This window comes from Pseudomonas sp. GM60 (genome assembly GCF_000282415.1).
Lineage (GTDB): Bacteria > Pseudomonadota > Gammaproteobacteria > Pseudomonadales > Pseudomonadaceae > Aquipseudomonas > Aquipseudomonas migulae.
Genome location: NZ_AKJI01000038.1, coordinates 45,388 through 57,904, shown reverse-complemented (window position 1 = coordinate 57,904; position 12,517 = coordinate 45,388). Strand labels below are relative to the sequence as shown.

The 12,517-nt window shown below is 60.1% G+C and carries 9 protein-coding genes; 7 read left to right on the top strand and 2 right to left on the bottom strand.

Translation table 11 applies throughout. The annotated features are described in order from the left end of the window. Positions 1-307 precede the first annotated feature (307 nt). The 6 genes from PMI32_RS19475 to prpD all read left to right on the top strand — a co-directional run bounded on the left by PMI32_RS19475 (position 308) and on the right by prpD (position 8,931). Complete coding sequence (locus PMI32_RS19475) at positions 308-1,027, top strand: GntR family transcriptional regulator (RefSeq protein WP_177318157.1); 720 nt, start codon at positions 308-310, stop codon at positions 1,025-1,027. Then, positions 1,024-1,914, top strand: a complete 891-nt coding sequence (gene prpB / locus PMI32_RS19480; RefSeq protein ID WP_008027432.1) for a methylisocitrate lyase — start codon at positions 1,024-1,026, stop codon at positions 1,912-1,914. Before PMI32_RS19475 ends, prpB begins: the two co-directional genes overlap by 4 nt. A 155-nt stretch (positions 1,915-2,069) precedes the next feature. Beyond that, positions 2,070-3,197, top strand: a complete 1,128-nt coding sequence (prpC, locus tag PMI32_RS19485; protein WP_008027431.1) for a bifunctional 2-methylcitrate synthase/citrate synthase — start codon at positions 2,070-2,072, stop codon at positions 3,195-3,197. A gap of 203 nt (positions 3,198-3,400) precedes the next feature. Beyond that, the gene (gene acnD, locus PMI32_RS19490) at positions 3,401-5,998 is read left to right on the top strand and encodes a Fe/S-dependent 2-methylisocitrate dehydratase AcnD (RefSeq protein WP_008027429.1); all 2,598 of its coding nucleotides are present in this window, start codon (positions 3,401-3,403) and stop codon (positions 5,996-5,998) included. Between the two features lie 56 nt (positions 5,999-6,054). Beyond that, positions 6,055-7,245, top strand: a complete 1,191-nt coding sequence (gene prpF / locus PMI32_RS19495; RefSeq protein WP_008027427.1) for a 2-methylaconitate cis-trans isomerase PrpF — start codon at positions 6,055-6,057, stop codon at positions 7,243-7,245. A 201-nt stretch (positions 7,246-7,446) separates the two neighbouring features. Further along, on the top strand, positions 7,447-8,931 hold the full coding sequence (gene prpD, locus PMI32_RS19500; RefSeq protein WP_008027425.1) for a 2-methylcitrate dehydratase: 1,485 nt from the start codon (positions 7,447-7,449) through the stop codon (positions 8,929-8,931). A 78-nt stretch (positions 8,932-9,009) separates the two neighbouring features. Here prpD and PMI32_RS19505 read toward each other — a convergent pair whose 3' ends face one another. Next, positions 9,010-9,948 carry a DMT family transporter gene (locus tag PMI32_RS19505; RefSeq protein WP_008027423.1) on the bottom strand — a complete coding sequence of 313 codons (939 nt, stop codon included), beginning with the start codon at positions 9,946-9,948 and terminating at the stop codon, positions 9,010-9,012. A gap of 94 nt (positions 9,949-10,042) precedes the next feature. On the opposite strand from PMI32_RS19505, the gene PMI32_RS19510 reads away from it, so the two are divergent. Next, positions 10,043-11,452: an aminotransferase-like domain-containing protein gene (locus PMI32_RS19510; protein WP_008027421.1), complete on the top strand. Its 1,410-nt coding sequence runs from the start codon at positions 10,043-10,045 to the stop codon at positions 11,450-11,452. A gap of 96 nt (positions 11,453-11,548) precedes the next feature. Here PMI32_RS19510 and ppsR read toward each other — a convergent pair whose 3' ends face one another. Beyond that, entirely contained in the window at positions 11,549-12,367 is an 819-nt protein-coding gene (ppsR, locus tag PMI32_RS19515; protein ID WP_008027418.1) for a posphoenolpyruvate synthetase regulatory kinase/phosphorylase PpsR, read from the bottom strand. Positions 12,368-12,517: the final 150 nt, after the last annotated feature.

The window sequence follows — 12,517 nt, the reverse complement described above, 5'->3', positions numbered from 1 at the left end:
CCGGAGCGAGGGCATGGCGAGCATTAGCGAGCCACCGAACGAAAGGGGCAAGAGCGCTTGGTTACTTGGCGCTTTTCCAAGTGACCCGCTGTAAGAGCGGAACCAATAGCTGCCGTTACCACCGCAACGGATATGTACACCCTCAAAAAACCAACCGCCTGACACAAAGCCTTCGCGAGCAAGCTTCGCTCCTACAAAAAGCAGATAGGTTATTAGACGATTGTCGACAATACCTATTTATCCTTTGACTAATATCCCCGTATTCGCTAGTTTTTGCCGTATCAGCTTTCAAGGTGTCGACAATATGCTGGATCAACTCGATCCCCCAGTCATAGCCCAAGACGATTCGGAAACACTTTCCGAGAACGTCTTCCGGCGCATTCAGGCGGCCATCGTCAAAGGCGAGATCGCCCCGGGCAGCAAAATCTCCGAACCGGAACTGGCGCGCACCTACGGCATCAGCCGCGGCCCGCTGCGCGAAGCGATCCACCGTCTGGAAGGCCAACGCCTGCTGGTTCGCGTGCCGCACGTCGGCGCACGAGTGGTTTCCCTGAGCCATGCCGAGCTGCTGGAACTCTACGAAATCCGCGAATCCCTCGAAGGCATGGCCTGTCGCCTGGCCGCCGAACGCATGACGGTCGAAGAAATCGACGAACTGCGCCGGGTCCTCGAAACCCACGAGCGTGACGCCGCGTTTCAGGCCGGTGTCGGCTACTACCAGCAGGAAGGCGATTTCGACTTCCACTACCGAATCATCCAGGGCAGCGGCAACCGCACCCTGACGCAGATGCTCTGCGGCGAGCTTTATCAACTGGTGCGCATGTACCGCATCCAGTTTTCCACCACGCCCAATCGCCCGCGCCAGGCCTTTGCCGAGCACCACCGGATTCTCGATGCCATCGCCGACCGTGACGGTGAACTGGCCGAGTTGTTGATGCGCCGTCACATCGGCGCCTCCAAACGCAATATCGCCCGTCACTACCAGGACGGCGCTAACCCGACAGCCACTGAACGAGGTGAGTCATGAGTTCCAACAAGAGCACTCCAGGCCAGCGTTTCCGCGATGCGGTCGCCAGCGAACATCCGCTGCAAGTGGTCGGCGCGATCAACGCCAACCACGCGTTGCTGGCCAAGCGCGCCGGTTTCAAGGCTATTTACCTGTCGGGCGGCGGCGTTGCTGCCGGCTCCCTCGGCGTGCCGGACCTGGGCATCACCGGCCTGGACGACGTGCTGACCGACGTGCGCCGCATCACCGACGTCTGCGACCTGCCGTTGCTGGTGGACGTGGACACCGGTTTCGGTTCCTCGGCGTTCAACGTCGCCCGTACCGTGAAGTCGATGATCAAGTTCGGCGCGGCAGCGATTCACATCGAAGACCAGGTCGGCGCCAAGCGCTGCGGTCACCGTCCTAACAAGGAAATCGTTTCGCAGCAGGAAATGGTCGACCGCATCAAGGCGGCGGTTGATGCGCGCACCGATGACAGCTTCGTGATCATGGCCCGCACCGACGCCTTGGCTGTTGAAGGCCTGGAATCCGCACTGGATCGCGCTGCAGCGTGCATCGAGGCCGGCGCCGACATGATCTTCCCGGAAGCCATCACCGAGCTGGAGATGTACAAGCTGTTCGCCAGCCGTGTGAAAGCGCCGATCCTGGCCAACATCACCGAATTCGGCGCGACGCCGCTGTACACCACCGAGCAGTTGGCCGGTGCCGATGTGTCGCTGGTGCTATACCCATTGTCCGCGTTCCGCGCCATGAACAAGGCCGCGGAAAACGTCTACACCGCGATCCGCCGCGACGGTACGCAACAGAACGTGATCGACACCATGCAGACGCGCATGGAGCTTTACGATCGCATCGACTACCACACGTTCGAGCAGAAGCTCGATGCGTTGTTTGCCGCGAAGAAGTAATGAACACCCTGTACCTGTAAATGTAGGAGCGAGCCTGCTCGCGATGGGCGCCAACGATAACGCGAGGCTCCTGACACACCGTGGTGTCAGAACTTGCATCGCGAGCAGGCTCGCTCCTACAGGTTTCCCTAATAAATTCAAGATTGGAGACAGCAATGGCCGAAGCAAAAGTACTCAGTGGCGCCGGGCTCCGTGGCCAGGTTGCCGGGCAAACCGCACTGTCCACCGTGGGCCAGTCGGGCGCAGGCCTGACCTATCGCGGCTACGACGTTCGCGAACTGGCGGCTGACGCCCAATTCGAAGAAGTGGCCTACCTGCTGCTGTACGGCGAACTGCCGACCCAGGCGCAACTCGCCGCTTACGTGAGCAAACTCGGCAAGCTGCGCGACCTGCCACAAGCGCTGAAAGAAGTGCTGGAACGCATCCCCGCCGACGCCCACCCGATGGACGTGATGCGCACCGGTTGCTCGTTCCTGGGCAACATCGAGCCGGAGAAAGACTTCTCCGAGCAGCACGACAAAACCGACCGCCTGCTGGCCGCGTTCCCGGCGATCATGTGCTACTGGTATCGCTTCAGCCACGACGGCAAACGCATCAGTTGCGTGAGCGACGAGCCCTCCATCGGCGGCCACTTCCTGCACCTGCTGCACGACAAGAAACCGAGCGAGCTGCACGTCAAGGTGATGAACGTTTCGCTGATCCTCTACGCGGAACACGAATTCAACGCCTCGACCTTCACCGCACGGGTGTGTGCATCGACTTTGTCCGACCTGTTCTCCTGCATCACCGCCGCCATCGGCTCCCTGCGCGGTCCGCTGCACGGCGGCGCCAACGAAGCGGCGATGGAAATGATCGAGCGCTTCAAATCGCCGGAGGAAGCGATCAAAGGCACCCTCGGCATGCTTGAGCGCAAGGACAAGATCATGGGCTTCGGCCACGCGATCTATAAGGACAACGATCCGCGTAACGAGGTGATCAAGGGTTGGTCGAAAAAGCTCGCTGAAGAGGTAGGTGACACCGTCTTGTTCCCGGTTTCCGAAGCCATCGACAAGACCATGTGGGAGCAGAAGAAACTGTTCCCCAACGCCGATTTCTACCATGCGTCGACGTACCACTTCATGGGCATCCCAACCAAGTTGTTCACACCGATTTTCGTCTGCTCGCGCCTGACCGGCTGGGCGGCGCATGTGTTCGAACAGCGTGCCAACAACCGCATCATCCGCCCGAGCGCCGAATACACCGGCGTCGAACAGCGCAAGTTCGTGCCAATCGAACAACGCTGAATGGTGGGGGCCTGAACCGGGATCTGAAATCAACGCAGATCCCTGTGGGAGTGAGCCTGCTCGCGATAGCGGTGGGTCAATCGGCATCAATGTCGGATATGACTCAGTCATCGCGAGCAGGCTCGCTCCCACAGTGGATTGTGTTCACTTCAGGAACTTTGCCAGGCCCCACCTTTTGAAACTACCGTGACCGAGTCCTGACGATGAACACTGAATTCCGTAAACCGCTGCCCGGCAGCCATCTGGATTATTTCGACGTCCGTGCGGCAGTCGAAGCCATCCAGCCCGGCGCCTACGACACTCTGCCGTACACCTCCCGCGTGCTGGCGGAAAACCTGGTGCGTCGCTGCGACCCGGCCACGCTCACCGAATCCCTGAAGCAATTCATCGAGCGCAAACGCGACCTCGATTTCCCTTGGTTCCCGGCCCGCGTGGTGTGCCACGACATCCTCGGCCAGACCGCATTGGTCGACCTCGCCGGCCTGCGTGACGCCATCGCTTTGCAAGGTGGCGACCCGGCGCAAGTGAACCCGGTGGTGCCGACGCAACTGATCGTCGATCACTCGCTGGCCGTCGAGCGCGGTGGCTTCGATCCACAGGCGTTCGAGAAAAACCGCGCCATCGAAGACCGTCGCAACGAAGACCGTTTCCACTTCATCAACTGGACCAAAAAAGCCTTCAAAAACGTTGACGTGATCCCGCCGGGCAACGGGATCATGCACCAGATCAACCTGGAGAAAATGTCTCCGGTGATTCAGGTGCGTGACGGCGTCGCGTTCCCTGACACCTGCGTCGGCACCGACAGCCACACCCCGCACGTCGATGCGCTGGGCGTGATCGCCATCGGCGTCGGTGGCCTCGAAGCGGAAAGCGTGATGCTCGGCCGCGCATCGTGGATGCGTCTGCCGGAAAGCGTCGGCGTTGAACTGACCGGCAAGCTGCAACCGGGCATCACCGCCACCGACATGGTGCTGGCGCTGACCGAGTTCCTGCGCAAGCAAAAAGTCGTCGGCGCATGGCTGGAATTCTTCGGCGAAGGCGCTTCCGCGCTGACCCTCGGCGACCGCGCAACCATCTCCAACATGGCCCCGGAATACGGCGCCACGGCGGCGATGTTCTACATCGACCAGCAAACCATCGACTACCTGAAACTCACCGGCCGCGAAGACGAGCAGGTGCAGTTGGTCGAGAACTACGCCAAGACCACTGGCCTGTGGGCCGACAGCCTGAAGGGCGCGCAATATGAGCGCGGCTTGACCTTCAACCTGTCCTCGGTGGTGCGCAACATGGCCGGCCCGAGTAACCCGCACGCTCGCGTCGCGGTGTCGGATCTGGCGGCCAAAGGCATTTCCGGCCAGTGGGAAGATGTGCCCGGCCAGATGCCGGACGGCGCGGTGATCATCGCCGCCATCACCAGCTGCACCAACACCAGCAACCCGCGCAACGTGATCGCTGCCGGCCTGCTGGCGCGCAACGCCAACAAGCTCGGGTTGACCCGCAAGCCGTGGGTCAAATCGTCCCTGGCGCCGGGCTCGAAAACCGTGGCCTTGTACCTCGATGAGGCGGGCCTGACGGATGAACTGGAGCAACTCGGTTTCGGCGTCGTGGCTTTCGCTTGCACCACCTGCAACGGCATGTCCGGCGCGCTCGATCCGGTGATCCAGCAAGAGATCATCGACCGCGACCTGTACGCCACGGCCGTGCTCTCCGGCAACCGCAACTTCGATGGCCGGATTCACCCGTATGCCAAGCAAGCATTCCTCGCTTCGCCGCCGTTGGTAGTCGCGTACGCCATCGCCGGCACCATCCGTTTCGACATCGAAAAGGATGTGCTGGGCCTGGATGCGAACGGCAAGGAAATCCGCCTGAAAGACATCTGGCCGAGCGATGAAGAAATCGATGCGGTGGTGAAAGCCTCGGTGAAGCCGGAGCAGTTCCGTCAGGTCTACATCCCGATGTTCGCCATCCACGAAGACACCGGCCCGAAAGTCGCGCCGCTGTACGACTGGCGCGAGATGAGCACCTACATCCGTCGTCCGCCGTACTGGGAAGGTGCGCTGGCCGGTGCGCGTCCGCTCAAGGGTATGCGCCCGCTGGCGGTGCTGCCGGACAACATCACCACCGATCACCTGTCGCCGTCGAACGCGATCATGCTCGACAGCGCCGCCGGCGAATACCTGGCGAAAATGGGCCTGCCGGAAGAGGACTTCAACTCCTACGCCACGCACCGCGGTGACCACCTGACCGCGCAACGCGCAACCTTCGCCAACCCGAAACTGTTCAACGAAATGGTCCAGGAAAACGGCAAGGTCAAGCAGGGTTCGCTGGCCCGCGTCGAGCCGGAAGGCAAGGTCATGCGCATGTGGGAAGCCATCGAAACCTACATGGAACGCAAGCAGCCGCTGATCATCATTGCCGGCGCCGACTACGGTCAGGGTTCGTCCCGTGACTGGGCGGCCAAAGGCGTGCGTCTGGCAGGCGTGGAAGCGATTGCCGCCGAAGGTTTCGAGCGCATCCACCGCACCAACCTGGTGGGCATGGGCGTGTTGCCGCTGGAGTTCAAACCGAGCACCAACCGTCACACCCTGGCCATCGACGGTAGCGAAACCTACGACGTGATCGGTGAGCGTACGCCGCGCGCCGAGCTGACGCTGGTGATCCATCGCAAGAACGGTGAGCGCGTCGAGGTGCCGGTCACCTGCCGTCTCGACACCGCCGAAGAGGTGTCGATCTACGAGGCCGGTGGCGTGCTGCAACGCTTCGCCCAGGACTTCCTCGAAGAATCGGCCGTCGCCGTCTAAAACACGCTGTGCGGGCACGGAGTTTCAGATTCCGTGTCCGCTTTGAAGGAGCACCAATGGCTCACGCACCTCAAATCAAAATCCCCGCCACCTACATGCGTGGCGGCACCAGCAAAGGCGTGTTTTTCAGCCTGAAAGACTTGCCCGAAGCGGCGCAGGTTCCAGGCCCGGCACGCGACGCCTTGTTGTTGCGGGTGATCGGCAGTCCCGACCCGTACGACAAACAAATCGACGGCATGGGCGGCGCGACCTCCAGCACCAGCAAAACCGTGATCCTGTCGAAAAGCATCAAGGCTGATCACGACGTCGATTACCTGTTCGGTCAGGTTTCCATCGACAAGCCTTTCGTCGACTGGAGCGGCAACTGCGGCAACCTGTCCGCAGCGGTCGGTTCGTTCGCCATCAGCAACGGTCTGGTCGACGCCAGCCGCATTCCGCACAACGGTGTGGCGGTGGTGCGCGTGTGGCAGGCCAATATTGGCAAGACCATCATCGCCCACGTGCCGATCACCAACGGTGAAGTGCAGGAAACCGGTGATTTCGAACTCGACGGCGTGACCTTTCCGGCGGCCGAAGTGCAGGTCGAATTCATGGACCCGGCGGCAGAAGAAGAGGGCGGCGGTGGTTCGATGTTTCCTACCGGCAACCTGGTGGATGACCTCGAAGTGCCCGGCGTCGGGACCTTTAAGGCGACCATGATCAATGCCGGCATTCCGACCATCTTCGTCAATGCCGAAGACATCGGTTACACCGGCACCGAGTTGCAGGGCGCCATCAACAGTGATCCGAAAGCACTGGCGATGTTCGAGACCATTCGTGCGTATGGCGCGTTGCGCATGGGGCTGATTTCGAATCTGGATGAAGCGGCCAAACGTCAACACACGCCGAAAGTGGCCTTCGTTGCAAAGCCTGCGGACTACGTGTCTTCCAGCGGTAAAGCGATTTCTGCGGGGGATGTCGACCTGTTGGTGCGCGCGTTATCGATGGGCAAGTTGCACCACGCCATGATGGGCACCGCAGCGGTGGCCATCGGCACTGCGGCGGCGATTTCCGGCACCCTGGTAAACCTTGCTGCGGGCGGCATCGAACGCAACGCCGTACGCTTCGGTCATCCGTCCGGCACGTTGCGCGTAGGCGCTGAAGCCAGCCAGGTGAACGGCGAGTGGATCGTCAAGAAAGCCATCATGAGCCGCAGTGCGCGGGTGCTGATGGAAGGCTTCGTGCGCATACCTGGCGACGCCTTCTGACCCGACACCGAACCAATGTGGGAGCGAGCCTGCTCGCGATGACGGTCTGACATTCAACATTGAAGTCTACTGACGCACCGCTATCGCGAGCAGGCTCGCTCCCACTTTTGATCTTCATTGCCACAATAAGAAAGTAGTGACTGGCTGAGATTTACCTGAACCGAGGTCCCATCAACGAACCACTTTACGAGTGAATCGAACATGAGCACCAACGTCGACCTGAACAACCGCCCCGACTACGACACGGTCCTGCAGGACATTGCCGACTACGTCCTCAACTTCAAAATCGAATCCAGAGAAGCCCTCGACACGGCCCGCAATTGCCTGATGGACACTTTGGGCTGCGGCCTCCTGGCCCTGCGCTTTCCCGAATGCACCAAGCACCTTGGCCCGATCGTCGAAGGCACCGTCGTCCCGTTCGGCGCTCGCGTGCCGGGCACCCGCTACCGTCTCGACCCGGTTAAAGCAGCCTGGGACATCGGCTGCATCGTGCGCTGGCTCGACTACAACGACACCTGGCTCGCCGCCGAATGGGGACATCCCTCCGATAACCTCGGGGGCATTCTTGCGGTGGCCGATCACCTGTCGCAGAAGCGCCTGGCCAATGGCGATGCGCCGCTGACCGTTCGCGCCGTACTCGAAGCGATGATCATGGCCCATGAGATTCAAGGCGTGATTGCGCTGGAAAACTCCTTCAACCGTGTAGGTCTTGATCACGTCATTCTGGTGAAAGTCGCCTCGACCGCCGTCACCGCCAAACTCATGGGCGCCAATCGCGAGCAGATGCTGTCGGCGTTGTCCCATGCTTTCGCCGATGGTCAGGCGTTGTGCACGTATCGGCATGCGCCGAATGCCGGATCGCGCAAATCCTGGGCGGCGGGCGATGCCTCCAGCCGGGGCGTGCGTCTGGCCGACATCGCGATGCGTGGCGAGATGGGCATCCCCGGCGTGTTGACTGCCAAACAGTGGGGCTTCTACGACGTATTGTTCAGTCACAGCAACAACGACCTGGCGCTCAAACCTGAAGGCAAACGTGTGTTCAGTTTCTCCCGCCCGTACGGCAGTTACGTGATGGAAAATGTGCTGTTCAAGATCAGCTTCCCGGCCGAATTCCACGCACAAACCGCCTGCGAAGCCGCCGTCACCTTGCACCCGAAAGTCCGGAATCGCCTGCACGACATCGACAAAATCGTCATCACCACCCATGAGTCGGCGATCCGCATCATTTCCAAGGTCGGCCCGCTGGCCAATGCGGCGGACCGCGATCATTGCCTCCAATACATGGCCGCCGTGCCGTTGGCGTTCGGCAATCTGGTGGCCGAGCAATACGAAGACGAGTTCCACTCGGCGCACCCGATCATCGATGTGCTGCGCGAGAAAATGGTCATCGTCGAAGACCCTCGCTTCACCCGCGAATACCTGGAGGCTGACAAACGCTCGATCGCCAACGCGATTCAGGTGTTTTTCAAGGACGGCTCCAGCACCGAGAACGTGGTGGTGGAATACCCGATCGGCCATCGCCGGCGCCGCACCGACGGCATTCCGTTGCTGGAAGACAAGTTCAAAGCCAACCTGGCGACACGCTTCACCGGCCAGCGCAGTGCCGAGATTTTTGCCTTGTGCAAGGATCAGACAGCGCTTGAAGCCACACCGGTGAACCGCTTCATGGACCTGTTCGTAATCTGATTGCATGCACAGACCTGTAGGAGCCAGGCTTGCCGGCGAAGGCGTCCTTGAATACGCCTTCGCCGGCAAGCCTGGCTCCTACAGGTTCCGTGTCAGCCATTTCTCTAGCGGCAATTTGGTGATCGCAAACCCGGTCAACAAAATCGCCGAATAGATCATCAACTCTCGCGAAAGGCTTTGCCCCTCATACCAAGCGCCGATCACCACCGCGAACACCGGAAAAATGATGAACACAAACGACAAAATGATCGGGCTCAACCGCTTGAGCAGCAAAAAATAAACGATAAACCCACCCACCGACGCCACCAGCCCCAGATAGAGCAGGGCGCCCCAGGAGCGCAGGCTGATACCATCGAACACCGGCGCTTCGACATTCAGCCCCGCGACAAACAGCATCAAGCCCGCAATGCCGATCGGCAGCGTGTTGTAGGTAATCACGCTGATCGCCGAGCCGTGTTTCTTGGTCACCACGTAACACAACGCATGCATCACTGCCGCACAGAGAATCGCCAGCACGCCGAACAGTTCAGCGTGATCCAGGTGCAATCCCTGGCTGCGAACAATCATGAACAGACTGCCGAAGCCGATGGCAATGCCGAGCACTTGTGACGGGTAGATTTTTTCCCGCAGAAACAGCGCGGAAAACAGCAGTATGAACACCGGCATGCAACTGAACAGCAGGGCCGTGAGCCCGGACGAAACATGCATCTCGCCGTAATTGAGCAAGTAATACGGCAGGCTGAAATACGACAGCGTTACGAACAGAAAAAACCAGCGGCTTTCCTTGGGGAACATCAACGGCTCACGACGGATGAGGGCGAAAGCAAGGAACAACGGAAAGGCGATCAGAAACCGCAACCCGGCGGCCGTCAGCGGTGGCACCGTTTCAACCGCAATCTTGATCCCGAGCCATGTCGTTCCCCAGCTCAGGCACACGATCAGAAACAGGATGCTGGTGATCAGCGCGGCTAACCAGGGTTTTCCAGTGCTTGAATTCGCGCTGAGAGCGATGGACATGATCGAGTTCCTTTTTTGTTGTCGGAATTGACCTGCATCTGCAAAAGGTCTATCCCTGATTGAACCTGTTTAAAGCACGCTATTCGGGACTGAAATGAGTGTCAAAGTAAGTATTGCCATGGTGTCAATCCTGCGCGACGGGCTCGTCAACGGACTGGGCGTGAAGTACAAGCGCCTGGCGGACGCCGTGGAAAAAGCGATCGTGGAAGGCGTGATCGAGCCCGGCTGCAAACTGCCGCCGCATCGGCTGTTGGCCGACAGCCTCGGCGTGACCATCGGCACCGTCAGCCGTGCTTACGGCGAACTCGAACGCGTAGGACGGGTGGTCGCTCGCGTAGGAGATGGCACTTACGTGCGTCAGCGCGGGATGGAACGTCAGCGCGATGCTGGTTTTCGCAATGTCAGCGAAGAGCCGCAGGCGTTTTTCGACATGAGCCGTAATCAACCGATTCCGGGGCAGGAAGCACTGTTTTTAAGCCAGAGCTTGCAGGCGTTGGCGCTCGATCCCGATGCCTTGCAGAGCATCAGCGGCTACACCGCCGATGCCGGATCGCTACGCCATCGTGCGGCGGGTGCGCACTGGTTGCGGCACCTGCAATTTGTGCCGGACGCCGAGCAGGTCGTATGCGTGAACGGCGGCCAGCACGGTCTGTTGTGTGCCTTGATGGGGTTGCTCAAGGCGGGCGATACCGTGGTCACGGAACACCTGACTTACCCGGGGCTGATCAGCGTTGCACGCATGCTTGGGATCAAACTGATCGGCGTCGCGATGGATGACGAAGGACTGATGCCGGATGCGCTGGAAGACGTTTGCCGCAACCATCGTGTGTCGGCGCTGTACTGCACGCCGACGATCCAGAATCCTACGGCGGCGGTGATGTCCGTCCTACGGCGTGAGGCGATTGCCGAGGTCTGTCGGCAGCACAATCTGCTGATCTTTGAGGATGAAGCCCACGCGGTGTTGGCTCTGCAGCGACCGTTACCCTTGAGTTATTTCGCCCCGGAGCGCTCGGTGTTGATCGGCAGCCTGAGCAAAGCGGTTTCGGCGGGGTTGCGCGTCGGTTATCTGCATGCGCCGCAACCGTTGATCGGGCGCTTGAGCGCGGCGGTACGCGGAACGTGCTGGATGGCCAGTCCGTTGGCGCTGGAGGTGGCGAGCCTTTGGATCGAAAACGGTAGTGCGGCGCAGTTGCTGGCTCAGCAGATTGTCGAGATCGGCCGGCGCAAGGCGTTGGTCAGTGGGGTGTTGGAGGGCGTGGTGTACAAAACCCATCCCGACAGCCCGCACTTCTGGATCGAAGTGCCCGAGCCATGGCGGGCGTCGCAGATTGCGGCGGAGCTAAAGGAAAACAATTACCTGGTCGCCACCGCCGAGGCGTTTGCGGTCGGGCATGGGGCGGTGCCGCAGTTCATTCGGGCGAGTGTGTGTAATTCGGCGGGGGATGATGGATTGTTGATTCGAGGGTTTGAAGCGTTGATCGGAGCAATAACAGAGACCGTGTAATCGTTCTTCGCGGGCAAGCCTCGCTCCTACAGGGTTCGCGGACATCCTGTAGGAGCGAGGCTTGCCCGCGAAGGCGGCCTGAAGGGCGCTAAAGAGCTACTTGAACCGCCGCTCCACACCTTTCTCCACCAGAATCTTCGCCGAAATCTCTTCCACCGAAAAATGCGTGGAGTTGATGTGCGCAATATTCTCGCGGCGGAACAGATTCTCCACCTCGCGCACTTCAAACTCGCACTGCGCGTAGCTCGAATAGCGGCTGTTGGGCTTGCGCTCGTTGCGGATCGCGGTCAGGCGGTCCGGGTCGATGGTCAGTCCGAACAACTTGTGCTGGTGGGCGCGCAGGGCGTTTGGCAGCGTCAGGCGCTCCATGTCGTCTTCGGTCAGCGGATAGTTGGCCGCGCGGATGCCGAATTGCATCGCCATGTACAGGCACGTCGGCGTCTTACCACAACGCGACACCCCCACTAGGATCAGGTCGGCCTTGTCGTAATAATGCGTGCGCGCACCGTCGTCGTTGTCGAGGGCGAAGTTCACCGCCTCGATGCGTTCCATGTAATTGGAGTTGCCACCGATAGAGTGAGACTTGCCGACAGTGTAGGAAGAATGCTCGGTCAGTTCCTGTTCAAGCGGTGCCAGGAAAGTCGAGAAAATGTCGATCATGAAACCATTGGACGTCGCGAGGATCTCACGAATGTCCTGATTGACGATGGTGTCGAATATGATCGGCCGGAAGCCGTCGGTTTCGGCGGCCTTGTTGATTTGTTGTACCATGGCCCGCGCTTTATCCACGTTGTCGATGTACGGCCGCGTGAATTTGCTGAAGGTAATGTTTTCGAACTGCGCCAGGAGGCTTTGACCCAAGGTTTCGGCGGTAATGCCGGTGCCATCGGAGATAAAGAAAGCAGATCGTTTCATTTGCACCTTGGGCCTTAAGCTAGTGACGAATCTTGGATATGATAGGCGCGGTTTGCCGGCCTCGAGTGGCCCGCATTCTCACTTATTTTCCAGGTCCAGGCCATACAGCCGGCAAATGCTCCTTTCGAGCGCCGGCTTCTGAGCTTTTCC